This window comes from Streptosporangium oxazolinicum (genome assembly GCF_039537505.1).
In the GTDB taxonomy this organism is placed as follows: Bacteria; Actinomycetota; Actinomycetes; order Streptosporangiales; family Streptosporangiaceae; genus Streptosporangium; species Streptosporangium oxazolinicum.
Map to the genome: position 1 here is coordinate 1 of NZ_BAABAQ010000010.1, position 15,223 is coordinate 15,223.

8 protein-coding genes and 1 rRNA gene are annotated in these 15,223 nt (G+C 69.3%); 6 read left to right on the forward strand and 3 right to left on the reverse strand.

The features are described 5' to 3' along the window. The first annotated feature begins 3 nt into the window (after positions 1 to 3). Positions 4 to 120 (forward strand): 5S ribosomal RNA (rrf, locus tag ABD817_RS24635). A 365-nt stretch (positions 121 to 485) separates the two neighbouring features. Here the strand turns inward: rrf and ABD817_RS24640 are convergent. Continuing rightward, entirely contained in the window at positions 486 to 1,733 is a 1,248-nt protein-coding gene (locus ABD817_RS24640) for a phosphodiester glycosidase family protein (RefSeq protein WP_344920487.1), read from the reverse strand. Positions 1,734 to 2,276: 543 nt separating this feature from the next. Here ABD817_RS24640 and ABD817_RS24645 point away from each other — a divergent pair. Next, positions 2,277 to 2,414: a hypothetical protein gene (locus ABD817_RS24645; RefSeq protein ID WP_344920488.1), complete on the forward strand. Its 138-nt coding sequence runs from the start codon at positions 2,277 to 2,279 to the stop codon at positions 2,412 to 2,414. A gap of 170 nt (positions 2,415 to 2,584) precedes the next feature. On the opposite strand, the gene ABD817_RS24650 is transcribed toward ABD817_RS24645, so the two are convergent. After that, entirely contained in the window at positions 2,585 to 4,210 is a 1,626-nt protein-coding gene (locus ABD817_RS24650) for a PucR family transcriptional regulator (protein ID WP_344920489.1), read from the reverse strand. Positions 4,211 to 4,654: 444 nt separating this feature from the next. Between ABD817_RS24650 and ABD817_RS24655 the strand changes: the two genes are divergently transcribed. After that, positions 4,655 to 9,172, forward strand: a complete 4,518-nt coding sequence (locus ABD817_RS24655) for a hybrid sensor histidine kinase/response regulator (protein WP_344920490.1) — start codon at positions 4,655 to 4,657, stop codon at positions 9,170 to 9,172. A 140-nt stretch (positions 9,173 to 9,312) separates the two neighbouring features. On the opposite strand, the gene ABD817_RS24660 is transcribed toward ABD817_RS24655, so the two are convergent. After that, positions 9,313 to 10,086 (reverse strand): TetR/AcrR family transcriptional regulator, encoded by a 774-nt coding sequence (locus ABD817_RS24660; RefSeq protein ID WP_344920491.1) that lies wholly within the window; start codon positions 10,084 to 10,086, stop codon positions 9,313 to 9,315. 54 nt (positions 10,087 to 10,140) lie between these two features. Between ABD817_RS24660 and ABD817_RS24665 the strand changes: the two genes are divergently transcribed. The 3 genes from ABD817_RS24665 (at position 10,141) to ABD817_RS24675 (ending at position 15,086) form a co-directional block, all read left to right on the forward strand. Further along, the gene (locus ABD817_RS24665; RefSeq protein ID WP_344920492.1) at positions 10,141 to 11,655 is read left to right on the forward strand and encodes an MFS transporter; all 1,515 of its coding nucleotides are present in this window, start codon (positions 10,141 to 10,143) and stop codon (positions 11,653 to 11,655) included. A gap of 630 nt (positions 11,656 to 12,285) precedes the next feature. Next, a complete protein-coding gene (locus ABD817_RS24670; protein WP_344920493.1) occupies positions 12,286 to 13,584 on the forward strand; it encodes an aspartate aminotransferase family protein in 1,299 nt (432 codons plus the stop codon). After that, on the forward strand, positions 13,581 to 15,086 hold the full coding sequence (locus tag ABD817_RS24675; RefSeq protein ID WP_344920494.1) for a CoA-acylating methylmalonate-semialdehyde dehydrogenase: 1,506 nt from the start codon (positions 13,581 to 13,583) through the stop codon (positions 15,084 to 15,086). The genes ABD817_RS24670 and ABD817_RS24675 overlap by 4 nt, the downstream gene beginning before the upstream one ends. Positions 15,087 to 15,223: the final 137 nt, after the last annotated feature.

Sequence of the window (15,223 nt, forward strand, 5' to 3'; positions counted from 1 at the left end):
GGTTACGGCGGTTATGGCGAAGGGGAAACACCCGGTTACATTCCGAACCCGGAAGTTAAGCTCTTCAGCGCCGATGGTACTGCACCGGGGACGGTGTGGGAGAGTAGGTCACCGCCGGACAATCGTTCATGAAGGGCCTCCACCGTTGGTGGGGGCCCTTCATGCTTTCCAGGACTTTTCCCGCTCACAGCCCTTCTGTGAATCCTGGCCACTCGTGCCCTGCTCACGCCCTGCGCTTACCGGCTTACCGGCCTTTTCTGAGGCCGGACCTTCCTCCGTTCACACCGAGATCACGCCGAGATCCGGCAGAGCGATCCGAGGAAAAGCAATCCCCCAGAAACAGGGGCCCCGGGAACGCGGGACCCCGACGAATGAGGATCCCGGGCGAACGAGGGTCCGGACAGCGGAGAGGCCCCGGTCCTTCCGGACCGGGGCCTCTCCGTTACGTCACCTGGATCATCGCTCATCAGGGAGTGGTGAACTCGTCAGGGAGTGATGAAGAGGCCGTCGCCCACGGTTCGCTCCGCGCCGTCCGAGGGCCGGTTCACGGCCTTGTGGCCGACGACCATCACACTGGAGCCGCCGCCGTCGAAGTTGATGGCCTGCTTGGCTCCCAGCCACCGCATCAGCTGGGCCGCCTCCACCATCGAGGCGCCCACGGTGACGCCCGGGTTGCGCCCGTCGACCGTGGCCAGGATCAGACCGCCCGACTTGTCGATACCGACCATCGTGCGCGGGTGGCGCCGGAGCATCATGTTGATCGAGGCGTGTCCGTCGGCCGCGGCGGTGATGCGTACCCGGCCGTTCCTGACCAGCCCGACCCCGCCGCCCATGATGTATGTCTCCGGGGTGAGTGGTATGGCCTGCTGGGTGCGCAGGTCGATGACCTTGTTGTCTACCTTCATCCAGGTTCCCTGAGCGTGTTCCTGGAGCCAGACGGCCATGAGGCCGGTGCCATGGAGCAGGTAGGTGCCCCGGGCGACGATGCCGCCGGCCTGGCGGACCTTGATGACCTTGTCCTGGGCGGCGTCGACGACGACCTCGATGCCCCCGTCGGCGGCCGTCTTGCCGCCGAACTCCTCGGTGTAGAGAACGAGCTCGTCGGCGTCGGCCGCCCGGTTGATGCCGTTAACCTCGGTCTTCGTCCCGTCGGAGGAGATCGCGGTGACCGTGGTCTTCAGCTCGGTGATGTGCGCCTTACGGCCCTGGGTGATGACGAGGCCGCTACGGCCCGGCACGGCCTCGCTGAGGAGCCTGCCGCCCACGACGGACACGCCGACAGGGTCGCCCTGGAGCGCCTTGGCCGTGTGGATGTTGAAGAAGCCACCGTTGACCCCGGCGATGGCGCCGGTCAGCTTCGACATCGAGCTGGTGGTCTCGCGCTTGGCCACGCTCTTGCCGACGCTCGTCTTGAAGGATCCCCTGAACACCTTCGGGTTCACCATCAGCACACGCATGTCCCAGGGGCCGGTGGTCTCGGTGCCGTCGTCACCGAGATAGTCGGTCTTGGCCCGGACGTCGAACTCCTTGAGCTCCTTCACGACCTTGTCGGCCTTGGCCCGCTGGCCGAACGACCACAGGCCGGTCCGGACCATGTAACGCTCCACGGAGGGAGCGTCCGCGGCGGCGGGCTGCACGACCTTCAGGATCTCGGGGATGAATCCCGCGGCCTCCACCGCCTGGGCCACCGTCTGCGCCGTGACAAGGGAACCGGCATCATGCCCGTTGGGCATAAGTGCGGAAACTGTCCACCCTTGGGTGGATTTGCCATGTTTCACACTAAAAAGGGTGATTCCTGGCGCCACGTTCTGCTGGTTCTTCACCGGCGCCACGCTCACGCCCAGAGGGAACGCGGAGGAGGGAAAGCCCGAACCCGCCTGCTCCGCCTCGGCGGGAATCGCCACGGTGGCAGTGAGCGTCAAGGCCGTCAATCCGGCGACAAGGTGTCGCGACATGTGCATCTCTCCCCGGTGGTCTCCGACTTCGTGCACCATCGTGCCGAGATCTACGAGTCAAGGGGAGCGAAACGCGTGAAACATCCCAAGAAAGTGTTGTTACTCACGCGCGGCCATCGGACGGACGAAGAGCGACGAAGGGGAATTCACCTGCCCGTGAAGACTCCGGAGGGGCAATGCCCCTGGTCAATAAGGATTAGTCCCCCGGCGTTTCGTCACGTGGGCGAGAAAGTGACGCTACGGTGCGGTAGGCCGCATTTCCTCAGATCAAGCGGCACAACTTTCCGAGAGGCAGCCGTCATGGGGCTGAGCGTTCTCATCGTGATCATCGCAAGCGTGCTCCTGGGTGTCATCCTCGGGGCGATCCTGACGCGTCCGCGCCGCTGGGATCTCCACATCTGCGCCGATGACCCCGTCGATCACGTCCGCATGGACGCCGCGTCCGACAGACACGGTTAGTCCGGACACCCACTTCAGAGACCGTCGATTCAGGCAGGCGCGGCCGGTCCGGGGAGGCCCAAAAGGGTCCCGGGAGCCATGGGGAGGGGAGTCCGAAGGAGTCCCGCACGACTTCGGGGAACCGTCACGGGACGGACCGGGAGACCGCGCCAAAGGACGGTGGGGACCTTTCAGGAACGGGGACTGTCTCTCCGGAAAGACTCCAGCGCCAGGAGGGCGACGTGCAGGGAGAGGCAGGATTCGACGTCGTCCAGATCGGTCTCCAGGACGCGTTCCAGCCTGCGGAGGCGGTCGTAGAAGGCGGGCCTGGAAAGGTGGGCCCGCTGGGCGGCGACGGCCTTGTTGCGGCCCGCGTCGAGATAGACCCGCAGGATCCTGGTGAGATCGCCGCCGCGCTGGGCGTCGTGGGCGAGCAGCGGTCCGAGCTCGCGCTCGGCGAAGGTCTGCAGCCGGGCGTCGTCGCGCAGAAGGTGGAGCAGACCTCTCAGGCGCAGGTCGGGCAGCCGGTAGAAGGCGCGGCCGTCGGGCTGCCTGACGGCCACGTCGGCGACCTGCTCGGCCTCCAGGAAACTCCTCCGTACGTCGCGAACCGACTCGACCACGGAGCCGGCGGCGAGGACGAAGGGGATCGCGAAGGCCGCGCGCAGGCGGTCGGCGAGCGTGGTCAGCGCGGACTCGGGGAGGACGCGCGGCGGCAGGGGGAGCAGGACGCCGATCCGGTTCTGGTCCAGGGCGCCGACGAGGGCGGGAAGGCGGGCCTCACGGCAGGCGGCGGCGGTCGCGTCCGCGAGCTCACCGAGCTGGGCGAGCTGCTCCTGGCCCTCCAGCGGTTTCTCCGTGGACTCGGCCAGGCGGAGCACCACGCTGATGAGCCTGCGGCCGGTGAGTGGCACACCGACCGCGCGGGCGCGTGCCGCGGCCTCCTCGGGGTCGGCGTACGCGTGGGTGAGGATTCCGGTGATGATCGTGCCGTGCGCCTGGCGTTCCAGTGACTCCTGGTGGCGCTCCAGCAGGCGGCCCAGGGCGAGGGTGGTCGCGGCGCGCTCGGCGAGCACGATGTCGCGCGGTCCCGGCTCCGTGTCGCAGATCATGATCAGGCGGCCCCAGTCCTGCCCCCGCGCGCCGACCATGGTGACGAGCCAGCCGGAGGCGGCGTCGTAGGCGGTGCGCGGGTCGGGTGCCACCGCGCGGGAGCGGGCCTCCCAGCCCGCCAGCAGCGAGCCGGTGTCGCGGCCGGCGGTCTCGCAGGCCAGCACCTGGTGGGCGAGGTTCTCCAGCAGCGCGGGGTGCCCGGACAGCCGGGCGACCTGGCCGAGGACCTCGGCGGGGGAGGCGCCCTCGACCGACAGCTCGGTGAAGACCTCGTGCAGTTGCTCGGAGGCGCGGAGCTCCTCCAGCTGGATGTCGATGATCCGGGCGTGCACCGACTCGGTGATCTGCACGAACGGCGTCTCCCTGGCCAGGGTGATCAGCGGCAGACCGTGATCCTCGGCGGCGCGGACCACGGCGCCGGGCAGCTCCCCGATGAACTTGCGGCCCAGCTCCACGATCAGCCCCGACGCGCCCACGGCGACGAGCTCGGCGATGTAGTCGGCGAGCTTGCCGGGATCGTCGGGCAGGGCTATGCCGGTGGTGAGCACGAGCTCGCCCCCGCGCAGCAGGTGCGCGATGTCGGTCACCTCGCCCACGTGCACCCAGCGCACCCGGCTGTCCAGCCGGTCCGCTCCCGCCACGACCCGTGGATTGCCCCGGCGGACGGTGTCCAGGGCGAGGACGTCGGCGACAGTAGGGAGCACCTGTCGAGAATATCCGATCAGCATGTAAGAGCGAGGGGGGCGTACTTTACAGCCTGTTGGACTCTGCCCGTTTCTGACCTGCTTCTCGTACGTATCCCCCCTTTTTCCCTGCTTCCCGACTGCTTTCACCGCCTACCGAGGGGGTTGGTGAGGGCTTCCAGGAGTGCCAAGCGTCCTGACCCGTCTGATCCGTCTGATTTATCTGCGGGGGTTGATGAATGCCATGGTTCGCCCGCCGGGGAGGTGGACTCCACCGGCGCGAGCGGCCTCAGCCATGTCCACCCGTATCCATCGGTCGGTGATGGGCCAGGTGGGGGAGGGTGCCCCACCAGGCCGGATGGTCGTCGGGTGCGCGGGATGATATTCAGGACGGCGGGAGTTCGTTCCCGTTTCATCGCCCTAGGATTACTTCACCTTTTACGGCCGAGGGACGCGATGGTGGACATGGTTGAGACCGCCGGTACGGTGCGGGGCAGAGCCCCGAAGGGCGCTTCGGGCGTGGAGGAGCTGGATCTTCGCCAGCTCCTGGCCGGTCTGACGGCGGTGCGCGACGGCGACTTCGGCACACATCTGCCCGAGGACGGCGACGGGCTGCTGCAGGAGATCGCCACCGTTTTCAACGGGATGGTGGACCAGCTGTCGCTGTTCACCTCCGAGGTGACCCGGGTGGCCCGAGAGGTGGGCACCGAGGGGCAGCTGGGCGGGCAGGCCGAGGTACCGGGCGTCTCCGGCACCTGGAAGGACCTCACCGACTCGGTGAACGCGATGGCGGGCAATCTCACCGACCAGGTGCGCGACATCGCCCAGGTGGCGACCGCGGTCGCCACCGGCGACCTGTCGCAGAAGATCACCGTGGACGTGCGCGGTGAGATCCTGGAGCTGAAGAACACGCTGAACACGATGGTGGACCAGCTGTCGTCGTTTGCCGACGAGGTCACCCGGGTGGCGCGTGAGGTGGGTACGGACGGCAGGCTGGGCGGGCAGGCGGAGGTGACCGGTGTCGCCGGTACCTGGCGCGACCTCACCGACTCCGTCAACTTCATGGCGGGCAACCTCACCGACCAGGTGCGCAGCATCGCGCAGGTCACCACGGCGGTGGCCAAGGGCGACCTGTCGCAGAAGATCACCGTGGACGCCCGGGGCGAGATCCTGGAGCTGAAGAACACCATCAACACGATGGTGGACCAGCTGTCGTCGTTCGCCGACGAGGTCACCCGGGTGGCGCGTGAGGTGGGCACGGACGGCAGGCTGGGCGGCCAGGCCGACGTCAAGGGCGTCTCGGGCACCTGGCGCGACCTCACCGACTCGGTCAACTACATGGCGGGCAACCTCACCGACCAGGTGCGCAACATCTCGCAGGTGGCAACCGCCGTCGCCCGGGGCGACCTGTCGCAGAAGATCACGGTCTCGGCGCGGGGCGAGATCCTGGAGCTGAAGAACACGCTGAACACGATGGTGGACCAGCTGTCGTCGTTCGCCGACGAGGTCACCCGGGTGGCGCGTGAGGTGGGCACGGACGGCAGGCTGGGCGGCCAGGCCGACGTCAAGGGCGTCTCGGGCACCTGGAAGGCGCTGACCGAGTCGGTGAACGTGATGGCCGACAACCTCACCGCGCAGGTGCGCAGCATCGCGCAGGTCACCACGGCGGTGGCCAAGGGCGACCTGTCGCAGAAGATCCGGGTCGACGCCCGCGGCGAGATCATGGAGCTGAAGGAGACCATCAACACGATGGTCGACCAGCTCTCGGCCTTCGCCGACGAGGTGACGCGGGTGGCGCGCGAGGTCGGCACCGAGGGCAACCTCGGCGGCCAGGCCACCGTGCGAGGGGTCTCCGGCACCTGGAAGGACCTCACCGACAACGTCAACTCGATGGCCAACAACCTGACCAGCCAGGTGCGCAGCATCGCGCAGGTCACCACGGCGGTGGCCAGGGGCGACCTGTCGCAGAAGATCACCGTCGAGGCGAAGGGCGAGGTCGCCGCGCTCGCCCAGACCATCAACACGATGGTCGACACGCTGAGCGCGTTCGCCGACGAGGTGACGCGGGTGGCGCGCGAGGTCGGTACCGAGGGCGAGCTGGGCGGCCAGGCGCGCGTGCCCAACGTGGCCGGTACGTGGAAGGACCTCACCGACAACGTCAACTCGATGGCCAACAACCTGACCAACCAGGTCCGCAACATCGCCCAGGTCACCACGGCGGTCGCGCAGGGCGACCTGACCAAGAAGATCGACGTGGACGCCCGGGGCGAGATCCTGGAGCTGAAGACCACGATCAACACGATGGTCGACCAGCTGTCGTCGTTCGCCGCGGAGGTCACCCGGGTGGCCCGGGAGGTCGGCAGCGAGGGGCGGCTGGGCGGCCAGGCCGAGGTCGAGGGCGTGTCCGGCACCTGGAAGCGGCTGACGGAGAACGTCAACGAGCTGGCCGGAAACCTCACCCGCCAGGTGCGGGCGATCGCCGAGGTGACGAGCGCGGTGACCTCCGGCGACCTCACCCGCTCGATCACCGTCGACGCCTCGGGCGAGGTGGCCGAGCTCAAGGACAACATCAACTCCATGGTGAAGTCGCTGCGCGAGACCACCCTGGCCAACCAGGAGCAGGACTGGCTCAAGTCGAACCTGGCCCGCATCTCGGGGCTGATGCAGGGCCACCGCGACCTCGCCGTCGTGGCCGAGCTGGTGATGAACGAGCTGGCCCCGCTGGTCTCCGCCCAGCACGGCACGTTCCTGCTCGCGGAGGAGAAACCGGACGGCTCCGAGCTGCGGGTGGTCGGCTGCTACGGCCACCGGGAGACCGGCCGCCGCCACTTCTTCGGGGACTCCCTGGTGGGACAGGCCGCCGTGGCCAAGCGGTCCATCCTGGTCGAGGACATCGCCCCCGGATACATCACCATCTCCTCAAGTCTGGGAGCGGCCGGTCCGGTCAACCTCATCGTGTTGCCGATCATCGTCGAGGACCAGGTGCTCGGGGTGATCGAGCTGGCCAGCCTCAGCCGCTTCACCCAGGTGCACCGGGCCTTCCTGGAGCAGCTGGTGGAGACCATCGGCGTCAACGTCAACACGATCGTCGCCAACGCCCGTACCGACTCCCTGCTCACCGAGTCGCAGCGCCTCGCGACCGAGCTGCAGGTCGGACAGGAGGAGCTGCAGCGCTCCAACGCCGAGCTGGAGGAGAAGGCGGAGCTGCTGGTCCGGCAGAACCACGACATCGAGACGAAGAACAGGGAGATCGAGCAGGCCCGGCAGGAGCTGGAGGACCGGGCCAAGCAGCTCGCGCTCGCCTCCAAGTACAAGAGCGAGTTCCTGGCCAACATGAGCCACGAGCTGCGCACCCCGCTCAACTCGCTGCTCATCCTGGCCCAGCTGCTGGCGCAGAACCCGGCCCGCAACCTCACCGCGAAGCAGGTGGAGTACGCCAACGTCATCCACTCGGCGGGCACCGACCTGCTCCAGCTGATCAACGACATCCTCGACCTGTCGAAGATCGAGGCGGGCAAGATGAACATCAGCCTGGAGCCGCTGCCGCTGCGGCAGCTCCTGGACTACGTCGAGGCCACCTTCCGCCCGCTGACCACGGAGAAGGGGCTGCGGTTCGACGTCGTTGTCGCCCCCGACGTGCCCGAGGAGCTGCTCATGGACGAGCAGCGGCTCAGGCAGGTGCTGCGGAACCTGCTCTCCAACGCGGTGAAGTTCACCGAGCGGGGCTCGGTCAAACTCCGCATCGAGCGGGTGGGCACGATGAACCTGCCGGGGGCGTACGGGCAGGAGGCGCTCGCCTTCCAGGTCGTCGACACCGGCATCGGCATCGCCGAGGAGAACCTCTCCCAGATCTTCGACGCCTTCCAGCAGGCCGACGGCACGACCAGCCGCAAGTACGGCGGCACCGGGCTGGGGCTGTCCATCAGCCGCGAGATCGCCGCGCTCTTCAACGGTGAGATCCGGGCGGTCAGCGCTCTGGGCTCGGGCAGTACCTTCAGCCTCTACCTGCCGATCGCCGACCTCACCCCGGGCTCCTCCCGCGCGGACACCGGCAGGAGTCCCGCCGCGACCGCCGCGGTCCTTCCGGCGCCTCCCACGCCGGCGCCCGTACCTTCGCACGAGAGGTTCCCGGGGACCGACGGGCGGCGCCTGCTCGTCGTGGAGTCCCGGCCCAACGGGCTGCTCTCGCAGCTGGCCGAGAGCGTCGTGGCCGACCTGCCCGAGACGCACGGTCCCGTCCAGGTGTCGACCGCGAACGACCCGGTCTCCGCGCTGGAGATCCTGGGGGCGGACGACCACCACTGCATCGTGCTCGACCTGGGCATGCGCCAGGACGCGGCGGCCGACTTCCTGCGCATGCTGGACGACGACCCGGTCCTGCGCGGGCTGCCGGTGCTCGCCCACCACACCCGCACGCTCACCCGGCCGCAGGAGAACCTCCTCAAGGGGCGGTCCAACACCCAGCCGCTGGAGCGCCTGCCCAGCCTCGACGAGCTGCGCGAGCGCATCACCCTGCACCTGTCGGCGCCGGAGCCCGGCGACGTGCTGCCCCTGGTGCAGCCCAGCCCCGACGAGCGGCCCCAGCCGGTGGAGGAGGTGGACGCGGTACTGATGGACAGGAAGGTCCTGGTCATCGACGACGACGTCCGCAACGTCTTCGCGCTCACCAACATCCTGGAGCTGCACGGCATGCAGGTCCTCTACGCGGAGAACGGCCGCAAGGGCATCGAGATCCTGTCGCGCAACGAGGACATCGACCTGGTCCTGATGGACATCATGATGCCGGAGATGGACGGCTACGCCGCGACCGCCGCCATCCGGAAGATGGCCGACTTCGCGGATCTGCCGATCATCGCGGTGACCGCCAAGGCCATGCAGGGCGACCGGGAGAAGACCCTGTCCGCGGGGGCCAGCGACTACGTCACCAAGCCCGTGGACGCCCAGGAGCTGCTCCGCCGCATCCAGCGGTGGCTGGAGATCTGAGGCGGGGGCTCCGGTGGCCGTGAGCCGTCCCGGCGCGCGTTCCTGACACGCGCCGGAAGGCTCCCCGCCACCGGGCCGCCGTGAGGGTTCCTCACGCGCCGGGAGGCTCCCGCCACCGGGTCAGCGCGAGCGCCACCGGGTCAGCGCGAAGCGGCGCTGTCGTCCTCGGCGGGCGAGCCGACCCGCGAGGACGGAGGTGACGCCGCGCGGTTCAGGCGGGCCTCCAGGCCGTCGAGGATGCAGGTCAGGCCGAACTCGAAGTTGAGCGCCCTGGCGGTGTCGACGTCCATGCACCGGTACTCCCTGTAGCGGGCGGTCAGCTCGGGGTAGTCCGCCGCGGCCTTCTCCAGCGCCGGTTGGATGGCCGCGTTCAGCTCGTTGGAGTCGAGGCCCGCCTCGTCGCGCAGGGTCCGCCAGGAGAGCTCGGGCGCGGTGACCCCCATCACGTACGCCATGAGCGTCGAGGCGGCGTAGTCCTGGTCGGGGCCGCGGAACCCGGCGTGGTCGAAGGTGGCGACGAGCCGGCTCATCATCCGCATCGCGTTGGGGCCGATGGCGGGGGTCGTCCCGATGAAGCTCATGACCCAGGGATGCCTGAAGAGCGCCTCGCGGATGCCGTACGCGAAGGAGGAGGCGGCGTTGCGCCAGGTGGTCTCCCGGACGTCCATGATGGTGAACTCGCCGTAGACCTCGTCGAGGACCAGCTCCAGCAACTCGTTCTTGTTGGCCACGTGCCAGTAGACGCTGGTGGTCCCCGAGCCGAGTTTGGCGCCCAGGCGGCGCATGCTCAGCGCGTCCAGCCCCTCGGCGTCGAGCAGCTCCAGGGCCGCGCGCACGATCTGCGCGCGGCTGAGGGTGGGACTCTTCGCGGTGCGCGGCTCGCGCGTCCAGACAGAGCTGAAGTGCTGTTTCACGCTTCAAGCATAAATCCGGTGGCACACTGTTCGAGGTTATCGTACGGTGTGCGAGTGGAATCGAACACTGTACGAGTCGAACGCGATCCGAGGCGCTGGTGGATCCTCGGAGTGCTCTGCCTGAGCCTGCTGGTCCTCGTGGTGGACAACACCGTCCTGAACCTGGCGATCCCCGCCCTCATGGTCGACCTGGGAGCCAGCCCGGCGGACATCCAGTGGATCATCGACGCCTACATCCTGGTCTTCGCCGGGCTGCTGCTCACCTCGGGCAGCCTGTCCGACCGCTACGGCCGCAAGCGCTTCCTGATCATCGGCCTGGTGCTGTTCGGCGGCGCCTCGCTGATCGCCGTGCTGGTCACCGAGCCCTGGCACCTGATCGGCGCCCGCGCGCTGATGGGAGTCGGCGGCTCCATCCTGATGCCGAGCACCCTGTCGATCCTGATCACCGTCTTCGACGAGGAGGAGCGCCGCAAGGCGATCGCCGCGTGGAGCGCGGTGGCGATGGTCGGCGTGATCGCCGGTCCGACGCTGGGCGGCTTCCTGCTCGAACACTACTGGTGGGGATCGATCTTCCTGCTCAACGTGCCGGTCGCGGTCGTCGCCGTGATCGCGGCGGCACTGCTGATGCCCGAGTCGCGCGGTCCGTCGAGAAGGCTCGACCCGATCGGTGTGGTGCTGTCCACGGTCGGCATGAGCGCCCTCGTCTACGTGGTCATCTCCGCGCCGACCGCGGGCTGGACCTCGGCGGAGGCGCTGACCGCCGCCGGGGTGGCGGTGGTCGCGCTGGGGGCGTTCGTGATCTGGGAGCTCAGGTCGGACCATCCGATGCTCCCGCTGGAGCTGTTCCGCAACCGGAACTTCAGCGGGGCGTCGTTCTCGATCGTGCTCATGTCGTTCGGTACGGGCGCGCTGCTGCTGATGCTCACCCAGTACCTGCAGTTCGTGCTGGCCTACGGCCCCATGCGGGCCGGTCTCGCGCTGCTGCCGTACGCGGTGGCCGCCGCGCTGTTCAACGGGGTCGGCGCCGCTCTGGGACAGAAGGTCAGCAACCGGGTGCTGGTCGCCGCCGGTCTCGCCGTGATGGCCGGTGGCTTCGTGGTGCTCGCCTTCATGACCGCCGACACCGGGTACGGCCTGCTGATCACCGGTCTCATGCTCATGGGGGTCGGCGGGGGTCTGGCGGGGCCCGCGGCCTACGCGACGCTGATGGGCGCGGTGCCGCCCGCGCACGCCGGTGTCGGGTCGGCGCTCAACGACACCGTCCAGCAGGTCGGCATGGCGCTGAGCATCGCCGTGCTCGGCAGCGTGCTGGCCGGGGTCTACACCTCGTCGATGCCCGCCGACGCCCCGGCCGCCGCGCGCGAGTCGATCGGTGAGGCGCTGCGGCTGGGAGACGCGGGGGTGATCGGGACCGCGCGCGAGGCGTTCGTCTCGGCCATGTCGTTCGGCTCCTGGGTGGGTGTCGGCTTCACGCTGGCCGCCGCCACGCTGGCGTTCCTGGTGCTGCGCCCCGCGCCCGCGCCGGAGACCGGTTCCGACGACGCGGACCTGGTGAGAGCGGAGAGCTGAGAGGTTCTCCAGACCGCCGACCCCGTGCGCCCGCCCACCGGTGGCCGACCCGCTTAAGCGGGTCGGCCACCGGGTGTGGCGGTCGTCCGCGCGCTGTTCAAGAGAGTGTCCATACGCTGTCCAAGAGGGTGGCGGGCGCGTTGGGTGCGGCCACCACGCGTGGCGGTCGTACTCGGCGGCGTGGGCGCCCGGGGCTGGCTGAAGCGCCGGGCGCCAGGCGCCGTACGTCACGCACTCGCACGCACTCGCACGCACTCGTACTTCGTGTCGAGCCGGTGGCTCCGCGTGCCACGGCGGGCGGTCATGCCCGCCGGGCATGATTCATGTATTTCAGGTTGCTTTGATAGGAAATGTGGGCGATGCTGGACTTTACAAAGCCGCATGACTGGCGAAGCTCGGGCGGGGAACCTGGGGGGTGCTCCGCCCGACCCTCCTGTGCGGCTCGCGCCATCCGTCGCGTGGCGCGAGCCGCGCAGGTTCCGTCACGGGGCGCGAGCCGCACGGGTCCGTCGCAGGAGAGGGGTCTCGCGGGCGAGACCTGACCGAGACCTGACAGTGTGCTGGGTTCCGCGAGAATATGCCGACATGTTGCGGGTATGAGCGATCGCCGCGAAAGGCGATACTCGAAGTATGTCGGACCTCCTTGCGCGCCATCGCGCGGTAATGCCCAACTGGCTGGCCCTTTACTACGACGAGCCCATCGAGATCGTCTCGGGCAAGGGCAACCGGGTCGTCGACGCGTCGGGCAAGAGCTATCTCGACTTCTTCGCGGGCATCCTGACCAACATGATCGGGTACGACGTGCCCGAGGTGCGGGAGGCCGTCGAGCGGCAGATCGCCACCGGCGTGGTGCACACCTCCACGGTCTACCTGCTGCGCGGCCAGGTCGAGCTGGCCGAGAAGATCGCCAGGCTCTCCGGCATCCCGGACGCGAAGGTCTTCTTCACCAACTCCGGCACCGAGGCCAACGAGACCGCGCTGCTGCTGGCGACCTACGCGCGAAAGTCCGACCAGGTGCTCGCCATGCGGCAGAGCTACCACGGCCGCTCCTTCGGAGCGGTCAGCGTGACGAGCAACCGCGCGTGGAAGAACAACTCGCTGTCGCCGCTGAACGTGCACTTCCTGCACGGCGCCGACCGCCACCTCGCCCAGTTCCGCGGCCTGTCCGACGAGGGCTACATCGCGGCCTGCGTCGACGACCTGCGCCACGTGCTCTCCACCGCGGTCTCCATTGACGTGGCGGCGCTGATCGCCGAGCCGATCCAGGGGGTGGGCGGCTTCACCATGGCCCCCGACGGGCTGTTCGCCGCCTACAAGGAGGTCCTCGACGCCGAGGGCATCCTGCTCATCTCCGACGAGGTGCAGACCGGCTGGGGCCGTACCGGCTCGGCCTTCTTCGGCATCCAGAACCACGGCGTCACGCCCGACATGATGACCTTCGCCAAGGGGCTGGGCAACGGCTTCGCGGTGGGGGGCGTCGTCGCCCGAGGCGACCTGATGGACAACCTCCACGCCGTCGGGCTGGCCACCTTCGGCGGCAACCCGATCTCCATGGCCGCCGCCAACGCCACCCTGGACTACGTCCTCGACCACAACCTGCAGGCGAACGCGGCCAGGACCGGCACCCTGATCATCGGGGGGCTCCGCGAGGCGGCGCCGCGCCTGCCGATCGTCGGCGACGTCCGGGGCAAGGGCCTGATGTTCGCCGTCGAGCTGGTGGACCCGGCGACCGGCGAGCCCGCACCGGCCCTCGCCACCCGGTTCATGGAGGAGACCAGGAAGTCCGGCCTGCTCGCGGGCAAGGGCGGCCTGAAGGGCAACGTGCTCCGGATGGCCCCGCCGCTCACCCTCACCCTCGACGAGGCCACCGAGGGACTCGGGATCATCGTCAGCGCGCTCGAAACCATCAACGCCGAGGTCGTCTCGTGAAGAACGTCACCCACTGGATCGGCGGCGGCCCCGTCGAGGGCTCCGGCCGCACCTCGGAGATCTTCAACCCCGCGACCGGAGAGGTCGCCGGGCGGGTCCACCTCGCCTCCGTGGACGAGGTGGACGCGGCCGTGGCCGCCGCCGTCGCTGCCTGGCCCGCGTGGCGGGACGCCTCGCTGGTCAGGCGCTCGCAGGTGCTGTTCCGCTTCCGCGAGCTGATGTACGCCCACCGCGACGAGCTCGCCGCCCTCATCTCGTCCGAGCACGGCAAGGTCCACTCCGACGCGCTGGGCGAGGTCGCCAGGGGCCTGGAGGTCGTGGAGTTCGCCTGCGGCATCCCGCACCTGCTCAAGGGCGGTTTCTCCGAGGGCGTCTCCACCCGGGTCGACTCCTACTCGATCCGGCAGCCGCTGGGCGTCGTCGCCGGGATCACCCCGTTCAACTTCCCGGCCATGGTGCCGATGTGGATGTTCCCGATCGCGATCGCCGCGGGCAACGCCTTCATCCTCAAGCCGTCGGAGAAGGACCCCTCCGCGTCGCTGCTGATGGCCTCGCTCTGGAAGGAGGCCGGGCTGCCCGACGGCGTCTTCGGCGTCGTCCAGGGTGACAAGGTCGCGGTGGACCGGCTGCTGGAGCACCCGGACGTGCGCGCCGTCTCGTTCGTCGGGTCCACGCCCATCGCCAGGTACGTCTACGAGACCGGCACCGCCCACGGCAAGCGGGTCCAGGCGCTCGGCGGCGCCAAGAACCACATGCTGGTCCTGCCCGACGCCGACCTCGACCTCGTCGCCGACGCCGCGGTGTCGGCCGGTTTCGGCTCGGCGGGGGAGCGCTGCATGGCGATCTCCGTCGTGCTGGCCGTGGACCCGATCGGGGACGAGCTGGTCGACAGGATCGTCTCCCGGGTCTCCGCGCTCACCGTCGGCCCCGGCGACGACTCGGCCTCCCAGATGGGCCCCCTCGTCACCGGGGCCCACCGCGACAAGGTCGTCTCCTACCTCGACCTGGGCGTCTCCGAGGGCGCGAAGCTCGTCGTGGACGGCCGCCTCACCTCCGTCCTGGGCGGCGGCGCCGCCCAGGAGACCCCCGGCTTCTGGCTGGGCCCCACGGTCCTCGACCACGTGCCCGCCGGTTCCCGGGTGCACCGGGAGGAGATCTTCGGCCCGGTCCTGTCGATCGTCCGCGTCTCCTCGTACGAGGAGGGCCTGGAGCTGATCAACGGCGGCGAGTTCGGCAACGGCACCGCGGTCTTCACCAACGACGGCGGCGCGGCCCGGCGCTTCCAGAACGAGGTGGAGGTCGGCATGATCGGCATCAACGTGCCGATCCCGGTGCCGATGGCCTTCTACAGCTTCGGCGGCTGGAAGGCCTCACTCTTCGGTGACACCCACATTCACGGGACCGAGGGCGTGCACTTCTACACCCGGGGCAAGGTCGTCACCTCCCGGTGGCTCGACCCGAGCCACGGGGGCGTCAACCTCGGCTTCCCGACCAACGGGTAGCCTGCGACCCGCGAGGCCCGCGCCCCTCCTGCCGGGGCGCGGGCCTCGCGTACTCTCCGGGATCCTCCGGCGGAGCGTGCCGATCCGCGCGTTCGCGGGGCCCCGGGGCGGGCGCGGGCCGGTAGGCTCCCGGGCAG